Origin of the sequence: Bacillus sp. LM 4-2, from assembly GCF_000978495.1 — a bacterium.
Classification (GTDB): Bacteria; Bacillota; Bacilli; order Bacillales; family Bacillaceae; genus Bacillus; species Bacillus subtilis.
In genome coordinates this window covers 473,280-488,112 of record NZ_CP011101.1, presented here as the reverse complement: position 1 = coordinate 488,112, position 14,833 = coordinate 473,280, and the positions used below count along the sequence as shown (strand labels likewise).

Below are 14,833 nucleotides of genomic sequence, written 5' to 3'. Positions count from 1 at the left end.
TTGATTATGCCTTCAGAACCGTCCAGTCTGGTTCGTACCGGATATCAGGGTTATGTAACAGATCGTGAACGAACGGTTTATCCTCTTCGTACACCGTCACCTCTATCGAAAGAATTACAGCCTTCTGATCGTTTTCCTCGTATATGCTGTCATGTTCGTTCTCCATAAAATGATCATAGGCTTCTCTGTTTTCCCATACACTGATGATTTCTGCGGTGAGCGGCTCGTCTATCGTTTTTCGCCAGCCGCCGGCCTGTTTGATAAAGCCGCTTATATGCGATAATGCTTCCCACTGTGACTGCGCTTTTGCAAATGCTTCAGCGTTTGCAGCGTCTACTTCACATATCACCTTTTTGATTAGCATGGCTGCTCCTCTATGATGACGGTTTCGGCTTGTTTATGCTCCACACAGAGATTAACCGTTCTGACATAAGAGCGTGTGCGGTGAACCGTGCCTTTCGGGATCAGCAGGCTGTCATTTGCTTTGAGCACCGCGGTTTCTTTGTCCTTAAAATCGATCAGCAGCTCCCCTTCAAGAACAATAAACAATTCGTCTGAGTCAGGGTGATGGTGCCAGTCATATTCTCCCGTAAACACCGCAAGGCGCACGCAGTGGTCGTTGACCTCTGAGATTGAAAAATTGGCGTGCTTTTCTTTGACTTCATTTGCGATGGCGAGCAAGTTTTGCATCTTGGACATTAGCGAAAACCCCTTTTTCACTTATTGTATCGCAATAGTGGCATAAATTGAGAAGATTCCAAAAAAAAAGCGATCCAGCTGATGTGCCGGATCGCTTTTTTATTTACAGGTTGTCTGCCTTTATGCTTTTGATTAGTCGTTGTTGCGGGCGTTTCCGCCTTTTGAGCCAATTTCTTGGTAGAATTCTTTATCATGATTTTTGCTTGTTGCCTCTCCGCCTTTTCGGCCGATTTCTTGATAGAATTCTTTATCATGATTTTCGCTAGTGGCTTCTCCGCCTTTTTCACCGATTTCTTGATAGAACTCTTTGTCATGATTTTCGCTTGTGGCTTCTCCGCCTTTTTCACCGATTTCTTGATAGAATTCTTTGTCATGGTTTTTACTTGTGGCTTCTCCGCCTTTTTTCCCAATCTCTTGATAGAATTCTTTGTCATGGTTCTTGCTTGTTGTTTCTCCGCCTTTTCTACCTGCTTCTTCTCTGCTCATTTTGTTATCGTCTGCCATTTTGAATTCCTCCTTTAATTGGTGTTGGTTGTTGTATTCCCGCTATCAATTCTTTTAAACAAACAAAACACATTGGGTGTGTTTCCACTAAAAAAAGCAGGCGGATCGCGGTGTCCGTCTGCTTTCTGCTATTCCATCTCTCGTTCTGTTTCTTTCAGTCGTTCAAGAATGCGCCTCTTTTTGTACAGCATCATGCCTGTCTCGGTAATGTCGTTTAATGTTGAGCGATTGGCAGCGGCGCCAAAAACCATTCCGGCAACCGGCACCATCTGGAAAAGTTTTTTCCAGCCAAACGTGTCTCGATAGCCTAAAACAACTTCTCGCCAGCCTTGGATTTGAGAAGCGACATTCTTATATGTACGGTCTTGATCGTAGTGTTTTAATTCTTGCAAAATCGATCTTTTGCCGACAACATCAGCCGACGTCAGCTGCAGACATTTCACAATGAAGACGCGTTCTTTTTTCTCCTTTGGGTCATAGCCGTATGCGACTGCGATATCCTGTAATGTTTTTAGTGATAAGCCAAGCACTGCCGGAATGTCTGCCGCCAGCGTAAACACGCCGCCCACACCGGTTGTCGCGCCTTGAACGGTTGCTGCGTTGGTTCTGTTTTTGCCCATTCCTTCCGCAATTTCATCCATGACAGGAAGAGGCGCTTTCCGGATGTCCTCCAGCGATTCAAAGATCTCCTCCGGCAGTTTCTTTTGAAACATCCTGATAATCTGTTTTTCAGATGTCAGGTACTGTCCGCCTGTTTGAACAAAGCTGCCGACCTCATCCAAGAGCTTGCCGATCTTTTTCTGGATGAATTCCGGTGTCAGCTTGTCCAGCAGCTGAAACGGGAGACGGCTGAGCTTTTCCCAAAACCAGACTTTTTGCTGATCTTTTTCCCATTTCTCTATCTCTTTTAATTGCTGATGTAAGTCTTCTTTTCGTTCTGTTGGCACCCAACCCGCACTTCCCTTCCGTTTTTTCTACTATATAGTATACCTTCATTTTTTCGGATGCGTTTTTATTTTTCACCTGCGGGTACCATTTTTATAAAAGGAAAAGGAGTGATAGACATGCCTTGGTCGATGAAGGATTATCCTGCTTCATTAAAAAATCTTGAGAAGCCGGTGAGAAAAAAGGCGATAGACATTGCGAATGCGATGATTGATGAAGGCTATGAGGAAGGGCGCGCGATTCCAATTGCGACAAGCAAAGCGAAGGAATGGGCGGAAAACGCCTCTACAGATGAAATTGATGATTTCCTGACGCATGATGATGAGACAGAACGCGATGCTGATCCAAGCAGCGGCAGCGGCTCCGAGCTCATGAACAAAGCAGAACATGTTATTAAGCATAAAAAAGGCTGGGCAGTCAAAGCCGAGGGCGCCAAACGCGTGTCTGAAATCAAGGATACAAAGAAAGAAGCGATTGAACGGGCAAAGGAAATCGCGGCGCATAAAGGCACTGAGGTCATTGTTCATTTAGCTGACGGCAGTGTGCAGAGAAAGATTAAAACAGGATCATAAAGGAATATGCTTTTAGGTGTTTCGAAATGATCAGGAGCGGTTATTGATTGGTAAATCATTTATGAGAGGTGATCATGATGCTTAGCTTTTTGGTTTCATTAGTTGTTGCTATTGTTATCGGATTAATTGGGAGCGCCATTGTAGGAAACCGGCTGCCGGGAGGAATTTTCGGCTCTATGATTGCCGGGCTGATCGGCGCTTGGATTGGGCACGGACTTCTTGGCACATGGGGACCGAGCCTCGCCGGCTTTGCTATTTTCCCGGCCATCATCGGGGCAGCCATCTTCGTATTCTTGCTGGGCCTTATATTCCGCGGGCTGCGGAAGGAAGCCTAGACTCATTAGATACAGAAGGCATCGTTTCGAAATGAAACGATGTCTTTTTATATGGGACCTTATCCCGAATCCCTACATATCATGTTACATAACAGGGAAAAATTCAGAAGTGTATTTTGAACATTTTCGGTTGACAAGAAACCGGGATGGTCATATGATGTAGATAAAATAATTTGCCTTAAGGAAACTCTTTGTTGTACGGCAAAAACAAACAGAATTCAGGTGAGACATGATGAACAAGGACATCACAGCACAATCTCCCCGTTCCAAAGCCGTCCAAGATGCGCTTGACGGGAAAATCAGAGGATTCAGAGGGCTGCTCCCTTTTCTCGGCCCTGCATTTATAGCAGCCATTGCCTATATTGATCCCGGCAACTTCGCAACGAATATTTCGGCGGGTTCTAAATACGGATATATGCTCTTATGGGTGATCTTATTTTCTAATATCATGGCCCTTTTAATTCAATCCCTATCCGCCAAACTCGGTATTGCGACAGGCAAAAATCTGCCTGAGGTTGCCCGTGAAGAATTCCCGAAGCCTGTCTCGATCGGATTATGGATTCAGGGCGAGCTGGTCATTATCGCAACTGATCTGGCGGAATTTATCGGAGCGGCTCTGGGACTGTATTTGCTGTTCGGCATTCCGATGCTTGAAGCGTCTATTATAGCTGCGATCGGTTCTTTCGCGATATTGGAGCTTCAGCGCCGCGGTTATCGCTCACTTGAAGCCGGTATTGCCGGTATGCTGTTTGTGGTCGTGATCGCCTTTGCGCTGCAAACCTTTTTCGCAAAACCTGATGCCGTGTCTGTGATGAAGGGCCTTTTTGTCCCGGCGTTTCATGGCACCGACAGTGTGCTTCTTGCAGCGGGTATTCTTGGCGCAACTGTTATGCCGCACGCCATTTATTTACACTCTGCCCTTACACAGCGGCGGGTGGTTGGCAAAACTGATGCAGAACGGAAAAAAATCTTTAGGTTTGAATTTATTGATATTTTAATAGCGATGCTGATTGCAGGGGCTATTAATGCAAGTATGCTGATTGTGGCTGCTGCATTATTCTTCAAAAACGGCCTGTTTGTTGAGGATCTTGACGTCGCATTTCAGCAATTCGGACATCTTGTCAGCCCTATGTCTGCGGCTTTATTCGGGATCGGGCTGCTCGTTGCCGGTCTATCCAGTTCGTCTGTCGGCACACTTTCAGGCGACGTGATTATGCAAGGATTTATCAACTACCGCATTCCGCTGTATGTACGGCGTTTTATCACGATCATTCCGCCGATCTTGATCATCGCGTCAGGTGTTAATCCGACGACCGCTCTCGTACTGAGCCAAGTCGTGCTGTCATTCGGGATCGCCTTTGCCCTCATTCCGCTTATTATGTTTACAAGCAATAAACGGATCATGGGATCTCTGATCAACGCCAAATGGGTCACAGTGGTGTCTTGGCTGATTGCTGTATTGATCGTTGCTTTGAATGTGTTTTTAATTGTAGATACGTTTCGATAAAAAACCGGCTTCTAAAGCCGGTTTTTATTTTTTCGCAAAAGCTCATTGATACCCTTTTTGACAGAAATTTGTTATGATAGAAGAAAAATCGGAGTTTTGATGATGTCAGTATTTATTCTGTTTTATTTGTGGATTGTTCCTATTGTTATCGGCATTTTATGTTCTGTTGCTGCCCATAGATCCAAGGGAAAAATGAGAGTCGCGCCCGGCATTGCCATGATCGTGCTCAGTATCATTTCCCTAATCACGGCGTTTACGGCCGGACACACAAATTTCCACGTGTTTATCGGCGGCATGTTTTTATTCGGCACCTTCTTGGTCGGTTCTGCTTTTCCTTTCTTCTTCGGGCTGAAGAAAAAAGAGAAATAAGCTTATAATGAGAAGAATTCTGTAAGATTTGATAAGAATAAGCATGCAAGGACAAATGCATCTTCCTTTGAAACAAGATGCATTTGTCCTTTTGTCTGTTTCGAGTATGGCGAAATCAGTTCCTAATACATACACCGATCATTTTATGAATTCAAACATGTTATAGCTGAAAATACGTTTGTTTCCAACAAAAAACAGAGGCCTTTTGGGGCCCCTGTTTTTTTAAAATAACCGTTTCAAACTTTTCTTCAGTGACGGCATTTCAAATTTTTGGTTTTCGAAGAAGTTTTTCAGCATGTATTTGCTAAAGCCTTTCGCCTGCCCGTAGGTGATTTTGCCAGGCAGCGGCGGTTCGTTTCCAATCATGACATCCACTACGACCGGTTGGTCAGAGTGCAGCGCCTCATGGAAAGCCGGCGCAAGCTCTTCCGCTTTGGTCACTTTGATGCCCTTTGCTCCGCAGCTTTCTGCAAATGCGGCATAGTCGACATTTTGAAGTTTTGTGACATAGTCGATATTGCCTTTGACCTGCTGCTCGTACTCAATCATGCCGAGATTTTCGTTGTTTAAAATAACGACTGTGATCGGGAGCTTATATTTGACGGCGGTCGGGAGGTCCTGCATGACCATGGAAAATCCCCCGTCACCGCAGACGGCGATCGCCTGGCGTTCCGGTTCGGACAAGCTTGCTGCGATCGCTCCCGGCAGGCCGCAACCCATTGTCGCAAGCCAGCTGGAAACGATGAAATCCTGGTTCGCGTTCATTTTGAAATGACGCGCCATCCAGACTGTCACAGTGCCGACATCGACAGAGAGCACCGCATCATCGGCTGCCGCTTCCTGAAGACGTGCCACGACCTGCTGAGGTTTAAGCGGTGTTGTTGCCTCTGTCTCATCTTTTTCAATTTCGTTCCACCAATGCTGCATATGTTCTGTGCAGGCATTTAGGAATCTTCTGTCTTCCTTGCGTTCAATATACGCTGTCAATTCGCGCAGACCGAGAGCCGAATCGCAGACAAGGCCCGCTGTCACCGGATACCGTTTTCCGATTTTTGCCGGGTCTGAATCGAGCTGTATCGCCGGCGTGTCATCTGGCAAATAATCACGGTACGGGAATGACGTTCCGAGCATGATTAATAAATCACATTCCTCCATTGCCTCGTAAGCCGGCTTTGTTCCGATCTGCCCGAGGTTGCCGAGAAAATGCGGGTGCTTATCGGGAACAACACCCTTTGCCGGGAGTGTAACAACGATCGGAGCGGCGGCTTTGTCCGCAAATTCTAAGAGCTCCCGTTTCGCCTTTTTCATTCCCTGCCCTGCCAAGATAATCGGCTTCTTAGCGTTATTAATATATTGGGCGCAGGTGACGAGCTGTTCTTTTTTCGGTTCAAGGTTCCCTTCAATGTACACTGGTGAAGTATACACGGGCTCGCGTTTGATTTTCTCCGCAAACAAATCATCTGACACGCTCAATACCGCAACGCCTTTTTTGCTGTAGGCGGTCCTGATCGCCTGATTTAAGAGATCCGGAAGTGATTCTGCGCTATGTACCTCTCTGTTGAACACAGCCACGTCCTCAAACATTTGCTCCAGCTTAATCTCCTGGAAATAGTCCCGTCCGACTTCGCCAGAAGAAACCTGTCCTGCAATCGCCAGCACAGGGGCGCCGTCGGCTTTTGCATCATATAAACCATTTAATAAGTGCACCGCTCCCGGCCCTGCGATTGACAGACAGACTCCGATCTTGCCGGTGAGTTTTGCTTCAGCCGCGGCTGCCAGTGCCGCTACCTCTTCGTGGCGAGTTTGAATGAACTTCAGTTGATTTCTCTCGTGTCTTAATTCTTCAATAAACTCATTTATACTGTCTCCGGGGATGCCATATACATGATCAACTCCCCATTGCTCAAGCAGCTCTGTCATTGCTTGTCCTGCAGTTTTGTGTGCCATAACGTATCCTCCTTTTTCCTTTTTTCAATACCACAGGAGAAAGGCTTTAAAACCCGGAGACCTGAATCACTTGCCCAGTCTTCTTTTCAACAGGTCGATCGCCGCGAGCAACCCTCTATCCTTGACGGTGACATTTACATCTTGAGCGCCGTTCTTGAAATCATTGATCTGCCTTTTTCGGTTCGGCACCATAAAAAGCGGCAAACGCCCCGGAGAAACCCACTTTAATCCCGCTGTCTCTGTGCCGTCAGCCATTGCTTGTCCGCCTGTTATGCTTCCGAAAAACACATGCTGTTCATCTTGAAACTTTGGCCTTTGGTAAACACCTATTTTCGCAGAAAGCGCTGCATTGTATCCCGTTTCTTCTAATACCTCCCGCACTGCCGCTTCCTCAGCCGATTCCCCGGGATCAACCCTGCCGCCCGGCAAATCCCATAGAGGGACATCTTTTCGTTTCACCAGCAGAATTTGCTGACTTTCGTTCAGTGCGATCACAAAAGCACCTTGTGTATACACCGCCATACCTCCTTTTCCCGCAAAAAAGGACCAAGGTGATTCCCTTGGTCCTAGTGCTTTACTTTTTAAAATGATACGGCAGTGTGGCAACCATTATGTCCTTTTTCCAGAACAGCCGGACTCTGAGGAGGAAGGCCGATTGGTTGTGAAGGATGGTATGCCAGCGTTTTTTCGTTATAAATTGCGGAAACAGCACCATAACGGAAAACTGCTCCTTCTTCGCTTTTGCCTCAACTGTTTCCAAAAACTTATCAAACGGATGGACAAGGCTTCTGTACGAGGAGTGAAGCGTAACGAGACGCACGCCGTTATTAAGCTCTTCCCAGCGTTTTTCGAATTTCTTTTCCTGTTCTCTGTCAAATGACACGTGAACGGCGATCACCTGGTCGGACAGTGATTTCGCATAGTGAATCGATTTTTGCACGACGGTGGTGACACCGGCCACAGGCACAATCACAACGGTGCCTTTGATTTCTTCCGGCTCTTTGTCTACGATGCGAAGCTGTTCGCCAACTGCTGTATAGTGATTTTTAATCGCATAAAACAGCAAAACGACGATAGGCATAAAGATTAACACAGGCCATACGACATTAAACTTTGTCACAAACAGAATGGATAGAACCATAAACGATATCAGAGCGCCGCAGGAGTTGATCAGCATTTTTCCGATCCAGCCTTTTGGTTTTTGCTTGATCCATTTAACGCACATGCCGGTTTGTGAAAGCGTAAATGGAATAAATACGCCCACAGCATATAACGGGATTAAGTGCTCCGTCTGTCCTCCGAATAAGATAATGAGCACAATGGAGGCAAAGCCTAAAAAGATAATCCCATTTGAGAAGCCTAAGCGGTCGCCCCTGACTGTAAACATTCGCGGCATATACTGGTCTCTCGCCAGGTTGAAGGCAAGCTGCGGGAAGGCTGAAAATCCCGTATTTGCCGCAAGAACCAAAATAAGCGATGTGACACCTTGGATGACATAGTAGAACACATTCCGCCCGAAGGTTTCGGACGCAATTTGTGAAACCACTGTTTCATCAGGTTTCGGCGCCGTACCATACCCGTACGCGAGAACCGTGATGCCGGAAAACAGAATCGCCAGCAAAATCCCCATCATCGCAAGCGTTCTCGCCGCGTTTCGCGCAGGCGGGTTTTTGAATGCAGGAATCGCATTAGAAATGGCCTCTACCCCGGTCAACGCTGAGCACCCGGAGGAAAAAGCCTTAAGCAGCAAAAACAGCGTAATGCCGGCTACAGGTGTGCCGAGCGGTGTATGATGGGCTGGCTGGTCTATTTGTCCTGTCATAAGTTTAAACAACCCGACTGCAATGAGAACCAAAAGCGCCACCACAAACAGATAAACCGGGTAGGCAAGAATGGATGCCGATTCCGAAAGCCCGCGCAGGTTCAAAATCATAATCACTAACACGAGAAAAATAGCGATCGGCACATGATAATCATGCAATGCAGGAAAGGCTGACGTGATGGCGTCCGTGCCTGCGGAAATACTTACCGCTACTGTTAAAATATAATCAACAAGCAATGAACCGCCCGCAATCAATCCCGGTTTTTCACCGAGATTTTCTTTAGAAACGACATACGCCCCGCCGCCCTGCGGATAAGCGTAAATAATTTGCCTGTATGAAAGAATCAGTGCGAGCAGCAAGATGAGAACGCCAACCGCAATCGGAATGGAGTACCAAAATGCGGCAGCACTGATTGTTGCCAAAATGATTAGAATTTGTTCTGTCCCATATGCGACAGATGACAGCGCATCTGAGGAAAGCATAGCCAAGGCTTTTAATTTCGTCAGTTTTTGCTCTCCAGCTGCTTGGGATTTTAGTGGTTTCCCAATCAAAAAACGTTTGATTGAATGATACATCGATGTCTTCCCCTTTTAATTTCTCATTTTTCAATTAAAACAATAAAACATCAGTGTCTTGCTCTCACATGTTGATGATAGTCCTTTCTGCTATGATGTCTCTGTATGCGATTTGCATTCAAAAATGAACAACAAAAAACACAGAGGCAAACGGATGCCCCTGTGCCATAACATCGAACACAGGTTTCATTCATCTCCTCTCACGAACGCTTACGAGGTTAGCTGACGGATTCGGGCATATGAGAGTTAGCCCTACCTAAAAAGGATTCACCCCAACGGCAAAAAGCCGTTCTATTGGGTCCCCCGCTCTGATTTCAGATTAAGCGATTTGTTTTCTAAAAGAGATCATACTCCCGTTCCCGCACGTTGTAAAGAGGCTTATTGGCTGAGAGAAAAAAATAAAATGACAGGTTCCACAAATGGAATTTACTTACCAAAAATAAAAAAACAGAGGCTAAAATCGCCTCTGTTTTATTCTGTATCTGTCTTTCTTTTTCTGCGTCTTACTGCAATCCAAATGAACACTGCCGCAACCACCATAATGAGTGCCAGCACACCAATATACATCCATTTCTGGCTATGATCCTGTGTTGGTTGTTCTGCATCGGAACTGTTTGTTTCCGATTTGAGCTGCTGGTGGTTTGTAAACACCTGCTGGCTGTTTGTTTCATTAAGGACGGTTGCCGACTCATCGTTGCTGTTCAGATAACTGATGATCTCTTTTGTGACAGCCGTGCCATCTCCTTTTGACGGTGCAAAGACTGCCATTGTATAGCGTGAATCCCAAACCGATGCTTGGGTAAATACCACTTGTTTTGTTGTCTCATTCAGCATCTCGAAACCAGATACATCAAACGAGCCGTTCTTTTCCTGCGGCACAAGCAGATCTGATGATTTCTCCTTCAGAAGAGAAAATTGATTGATCCCCCCTATGAAAATGAGGTTTCGTCCTTTCGCATCCTTTGCTGTAACGTCAGATGATTTCTTTACCGTATATGAATGCTGTGCTTCGCTGCCAAAGGATTCCGTTACGAGAGAAAGCTCCTCAAGCTTCGATTGGCTTACGGTGTCAGGAAGCACGATTAATGTTGTTTGATCCTGGTTTCCGGCGTAAGGAAGCGGCCACTCTTGAAAATCCGCTGACGGAGACATGCCTTTGATGGCGTATGATAATGTACTGTTTTTATCGATAAAAACCCACTTTTCTTCATCAGTGGTGTTGCAAGGGTTGTTTTCCTTTAAACCGGTCGTGACGAACTGAATATCAATGTAGCGGTTTTTTTGCAGCAGTTTAGGGTCCACTTTCACTGTGACATGATAGAATCCGTTTTTATCTTCTTTTCCTAATTCATCAAGTCGGACCGAGTGCGGCTGGCCGTTGATCATCACTTTCAGTTCTGCGGCCTGAGAGGCAGACTCGTTTTCAGCCGCTGAGGCTTGAATCGTTTCAGACTTTTTCAGTTTAAGCGACAGCTTCGCCGATTGGTTTTCATCTAAAACAGCCGAAGCCGGATAAAAATAATGTGCTGAAGATGTTTTGTCAGCTCCAATTGTGATATCGCCCGCTCCAAAATTCTCAAGGGTCAGCTTATCGCTTTCTTTTTTTTCAGTCTGCTGAAGCTTGCTGATTGAAAGTGTATCGCCGCTGAGCTGGCCTGTATATGTCTGATCTGTTATCACGCTGATTTTTTTAGTGAGCGCGTCCTCGGACGCAGCTTGCGCAAACAAAACCGACTGCTGCTTGCCCTCTGCTTTCAGCACCCGCTCCGCAAGCAGAAGGTTTTCTCCTTTTGCCTGTAGCCCAGCTTGTTTCAACAGTTTTTTCACTTTGCCGTTCCAATGCTTGTCCACGCCGATAACAATCGTCGGCTTATCGATTTTTTTCAGTTCAGATTCCGTGACATACGCAATACTGACACTGCTGTCCACCGTTTTCAAATAGCCTTCTGTTTTAACAGCAGCTTCTATTTCTGCTGAACTTGGGTTATCCGGAATGACGATAGCTGTTTCTTCAGCTGTATTTCCAGATTGGGCGAAAGGATACGGATAATGGTCCAGCGACGTTCCCTTCGCTTCACTGCTGTCAGCAAGTGTCAGCCGGCTGTCCGGATAAATTTTGATCCAGTTGCCTGATGTATCCTGTCTGACGCACACGCCCTCTTTCATTACGCCGTAGAATTTCAGCGATACGTTGTGATAGCCTTGCGCAGACTGGCTTTTATTCAGATTCAGCTTCACTGTTTTCCGTTTGGAATCACCATCAAGCTTTAACGTCTTGACCGGTTCATCATCAATGACAGCCGTTAACGATGATGGAGAAATTAAAAGATTTGATGCCTCGTATTCGATTACCAATTGCTGATTGCCCGAAGAGGCGCCTGCCGGGATCTGATACGTCAGCTCTGCGCTGTCTTTTGATCCATACAGTGTAATCAACTCGCTTGTCAGCACCTGCTGTTTGGCTTGTTCTTGGCTGCTTTTCCCGAGGAGCGAACCACTGACCTGTACGTCTTTGGCAAGAGCCGTTTGTCCAGTCATCGCCAGCAGCATGAAGCTTGTGAGAAAAATCATTATTTGTTTCAAAAAGGTCACCCGCTTTTATGTTGATTGTATCGTTCTGTCTTGTACCATTTGACCTCTTGCTTGAATAAACGGTGCTTGATTTCTACGAATAAAGAGTAGATAACAAGCACAATCCATGCCTGCGAGTATGTGAAGTACATGAGAAATACGATAAAAAAGTTTTGCTTGTTCATTTCTGTTTTTTCAATGCTCAACGTAATCATGACCTCTGTCATAAATAAGAAAAACGCCAAAATCCAGAGAATCATTGCCAAAAATCCAACAGACAAATGCAAATCATAAAACAAATTCACTACAAAAATCGCATTTGACATGATCACGCCAAAGAAAAACAGGAAGTACGTAAAGAAAAAATAAAACAAATCAAAGATAATCCGTTTTCGTTTCAGCTTAAAAAACTGCGCCAAAAATTTGAGCACGACATATTGATTGCCGCGCGCCCATCGGGTGCGCTGGCGCCACCATACCTTCCATGTTTCCGGTTCCTGCTCCCACGTGATGGCGGCAGGGAAAAAGCGGATGTGATAGCCGAGATTATATACCCGGATGGTCAGCTCAGTATCCTCAGCGAGCGCTTTGTCATCCCAGCCTCCGAGCTTTTCGATAATGCTTCTGCGGATCGCGAAGTTGGTGCCTGGGATCGTGGCGATTTTGAACCACTTCCATCTGCCTCCCTGGGCCATCCACTGAAAACAGATCGTTTCGATATTAATAAACCTCGTCAGCAGCGTCTTTGCCGCATTGATGACGCGGAATTTCCCTACCACGGCGCCTGCCTTTTCGTCATTCATCAGGCCGAGCACGAGGTAATACACGGCCATTTTCTCAGGCGTGTTGTCGGCGTCATACACACAGATCACATCGCCGTTCGATTCGGCAAAACCCGAGTTAAGTGCAGAGGATTTTCCTTTTCCTGCATTTGGCGGCTTCGTAATCACCATTTTGATGAAATCGTATTTCTCGGAAAATTCATTGACGATATCACCCGTCCGGTCTGATGAATTATCATTAACGACGATAATCTCCAGCCGGTCCTTCGGATAATAAAGGTTGACCATGGCCTTCAGCGTCTGCCGAATCACAACCTCTTCGTTATGCGCCGGGATGAGGACGCTGACCTTCGGCAGTTCCTTCATATTTTCTCTCCACTTCGGGATATTCCGTTCGAAGGTCATATAGTGGCGAAACCCGCCCTGCATGAGGAACATGTGGTAGAGAAGCATAACCCATATTAAACTTAGCGAGATAAAGAACAGCGTATTACCCAAGGCTTCTTCTCTCCTTAAAAATTCGTTTTTTCAATGTGGCTCTCAAGTAAAACGTATAACTGACAAACATGATGACAAATAAGAGCACAACAGCGGAGAGAATCCATAACGCCTTTTCCAGAGGGGTTTGCCGGTGATGATCGAAAAACTCGTAAATGGGGCTTACGCCGTTTTTCACCTGAATCGTTCCGTCACCGCTTGTATGAATTTCCACTTTGTCTGTTTTGACGGTTTGTTTCGTTTTCTTTAAATCAAGCCATTCACTGTCTGGAATGCGTTCCATCTGATCAACCAGCTCAGGCAGATATTTCATCCCAAGGTACGGGTGATAAAATCCTCCGGCTACTCCGCCTTCAAAATCAATCATCTGGGAGATATGCTCCTCCATCTCACCGAGCGGGTTTTGCTTCGATGTGTCGACAAAGCCGATCGTTTCCGGATAAAGCGTCATTCCGTGCAGCATCGAAGGAGCAGTCACAAACGGAGGTGCACCGGATGTTTTCCATGTTGTGCTGCTGAGCTGGACCTGGCCGAAAATGCTTGTAAAATACTGCGAGGCGATTTGATAGCCATATTCGGACATCGTGTAATGCGGCGCTTCAAACGCCAGCGGGTAAAGACCCGATGATGTCAAATCCTCAATGGCACGCGTCAGTTTTTGTTTTGTATACGTTTCTTCCTTTTCCCGAAATGGTTCAAGATAGCTGTGATAGGCTTGTTCGTTCGGGAAGTCCTGTTCTTTCTCCAAAATGGACGGGGGGTCTTCGGCATTTCCGGATGTAATCGGCTGATCCGCCTTTGCATCCCAAAATTCAAATCCCTCTCCTGTTTCACTGTAGCGATAAGCGTGAGTATAGCCGTGAACTATGATACTGCCGCCCATGCTTTGCAGCTTCTTCAGCACCTTGACCATCTTCGGTTGATTAGACAAATACACTTTGTCGCCTGTTTCCGGATTCAAGTAAACCGGAATGACCGCCAGGATAAAAGGAATATGCCGCTTATGCAGGTATGTACCGGCTTGAAGCAGCAGTTTTTCATCAGACATCGGGCTGATATCCTCGAGACGCAAATACAATAACGTCGTCCCCGCCTTCTCTCCGAAAGCTTCTCTGAGCTGTTTCGCCACGATCAAATTGTCATTTAACAAATTTGTTAATCCAATGTACACATTCCCTTTTTTTGTTTTCCATATAAAAGAATGCGTTGTGCCTTCATCCGCTTTGAAGGTGTAAAGCGCCGTTCCTTTCAGGCCTGATACACTCAGCACGTTAAGCCCGCTTTCCAGAGACACATCGGCCTTTTCTGACCTGCTGTGAACCTGAAACACATTTTCTTTGCGGGCTAATGAAAGCCCAGAAAATTGGCTGATTTGGCCTGCGTTATAGCCAATGGCGACAACCGGTTTTTTTACGCCGCTGATAAGAGACAGCAATTTTTGGCTGAGCTTTCTTTTCGTTTGGCCGTAATAAATCACATGGTCTTTCCCTTTGAAATCCGACGCTTCAACGTCTGAATCTTTTTTGACTGTCACATGGGATGTAAAGTGGCCCGCAAGCAAATCGAGCATTTTGACTTGTGACGACTCTTTGCCGTCCAAGGTTGAGTAGATGATGAGAATGCCGGCATCCTGATCTTTCGCTTGCGCAGAAACGGGAAAAGACGCAATAGCTGAAAATAGAAGCATCATGACGCATAGCAATGTG

General features: G+C 46.1%; 14 protein-coding genes, 1 pseudogene and 1 riboswitch. Of the genes and pseudogenes, 5 read left to right on the top strand and 10 right to left on the bottom strand.

Going from position 1 to position 14,833, the window contains the following annotated elements; genetic code table 11:
- Window positions 1-4 precede the first annotated feature (4 nt).
- The 4 genes from bslm_RS02435 to bslm_RS02420 all read right to left on the bottom strand — a co-directional run bounded on the left by bslm_RS02435 (window position 5) and on the right by bslm_RS02420 (window position 2,150).
- Window positions 5-364, bottom strand: a complete 360-nt coding sequence (locus bslm_RS02435; protein WP_032722920.1) for a YdbC family protein — start codon at window positions 362-364, stop codon at window positions 5-7.
- A complete protein-coding gene (locus tag bslm_RS02430; protein ID WP_003246564.1) occupies window positions 358-699 on the bottom strand; it encodes a cupin domain-containing protein in 342 nt (113 codons plus the stop codon). The genes bslm_RS02435 and bslm_RS02430 overlap by 7 nt, the downstream gene beginning before the upstream one ends.
- 132 nt (window positions 700-831) lie before the next feature.
- Window positions 832-1,203 (bottom strand): glucose starvation-inducible protein GsiB, encoded by a 372-nt coding sequence (gene gsiB, locus bslm_RS02425; protein WP_003234357.1) that lies wholly within the window; start codon window positions 1,201-1,203, stop codon window positions 832-834.
- A gap of 128 nt (window positions 1,204-1,331) precedes the next feature.
- The gene (locus bslm_RS02420; protein ID WP_014478880.1) at window positions 1,332-2,150 is read right to left on the bottom strand and encodes an EcsC family protein; all 819 of its coding nucleotides are present in this window, start codon (window positions 2,148-2,150) and stop codon (window positions 1,332-1,334) included.
- Between the two features lie 117 nt (window positions 2,151-2,267).
- On the opposite strand from bslm_RS02420, the gene bslm_RS02415 reads away from it, so the two are divergent.
- The 5 genes and pseudogenes from bslm_RS02415 (at window position 2,268) to bslm_RS21225 (ending at window position 5,162) form a co-directional block, all read left to right on the top strand.
- Window positions 2,268-2,720 (top strand): DUF2188 domain-containing protein, encoded by a 453-nt coding sequence (locus bslm_RS02415; RefSeq protein WP_046380792.1) that lies wholly within the window; start codon window positions 2,268-2,270, stop codon window positions 2,718-2,720.
- A 77-nt stretch (window positions 2,721-2,797) separates the two neighbouring features.
- Entirely contained in the window at window positions 2,798-3,055 is a 258-nt protein-coding gene (locus bslm_RS02410; protein WP_003246519.1) for a GlsB/YeaQ/YmgE family stress response membrane protein, read from the top strand.
- Between the two features lie 229 nt (window positions 3,056-3,284).
- Complete coding sequence (locus bslm_RS02405) at window positions 3,285-4,562, top strand: Nramp family divalent metal transporter (RefSeq protein ID WP_032680356.1); 1,278 nt, start codon at window positions 3,285-3,287, stop codon at window positions 4,560-4,562.
- 102 nt (window positions 4,563-4,664) lie between these two features.
- Window positions 4,665-4,931: a hypothetical protein gene (locus bslm_RS02400; protein WP_021481716.1), complete on the top strand. Its 267-nt coding sequence runs from the start codon at window positions 4,665-4,667 to the stop codon at window positions 4,929-4,931.
- A gap of 28 nt (window positions 4,932-4,959) precedes the next feature.
- A pseudogene (locus tag bslm_RS21225) lies at window positions 4,960-5,162 on the top strand (hypothetical protein).
- Here the strand turns inward: bslm_RS21225 and bslm_RS02395 are convergent.
- The 6 genes from bslm_RS02395 to bslm_RS02370 all read right to left on the bottom strand — a co-directional run bounded on the left by bslm_RS02395 (window position 5,154) and on the right by bslm_RS02370 (window position 14,829).
- Window positions 5,154-6,878, bottom strand: a complete 1,725-nt coding sequence (locus bslm_RS02395; RefSeq protein ID WP_046380791.1) for a pyruvate oxidase — start codon at window positions 6,876-6,878, stop codon at window positions 5,154-5,156. The pseudogene bslm_RS21225 and the gene bslm_RS02395 sit on opposite strands and share 9 nt — an antisense overlap.
- Before the next feature lie 66 nt (window positions 6,879-6,944).
- Window positions 6,945-7,394, bottom strand: a complete 450-nt coding sequence (gene mutT, locus bslm_RS02390; protein WP_046380790.1) for an NUDIX hydrolase — start codon at window positions 7,392-7,394, stop codon at window positions 6,945-6,947.
- A gap of 58 nt (window positions 7,395-7,452) precedes the next feature.
- Window positions 7,453-9,276 carry a potassium transporter KimA gene (gene kimA, locus bslm_RS02385; RefSeq protein WP_046380789.1) on the bottom strand — a complete coding sequence of 608 codons (1,824 nt, stop codon included), beginning with the start codon at window positions 9,274-9,276 and terminating at the stop codon, window positions 7,453-7,455.
- Between the two features lie 192 nt (window positions 9,277-9,468).
- A riboswitch (cyclic di-AMP (ydaO/yuaA leader) is annotated at window positions 9,469-9,612 on the bottom strand.
- Between the two features lie 135 nt (window positions 9,613-9,747).
- Entirely contained in the window at window positions 9,748-11,859 is a 2,112-nt protein-coding gene (locus tag bslm_RS02380) for a cellulose biosynthesis cyclic di-GMP-binding regulatory protein BcsB (protein WP_046380788.1), read from the bottom strand.
- Window positions 11,860-11,864: 5 nt separating this feature from the next.
- Window positions 11,865-13,127 (bottom strand): glycosyltransferase family 2 protein, encoded by a 1,263-nt coding sequence (locus bslm_RS02375; protein ID WP_003246697.1) that lies wholly within the window; start codon window positions 13,125-13,127, stop codon window positions 11,865-11,867.
- On the bottom strand, window positions 13,120-14,829 hold the full coding sequence (locus bslm_RS02370) for a DUF2334 domain-containing protein (protein WP_010886408.1): 1,710 nt from the start codon (window positions 14,827-14,829) through the stop codon (window positions 13,120-13,122). Before bslm_RS02370 ends, bslm_RS02375 begins: the two co-directional genes overlap by 8 nt.
- Window positions 14,830-14,833 lie beyond the last annotated feature (4 nt).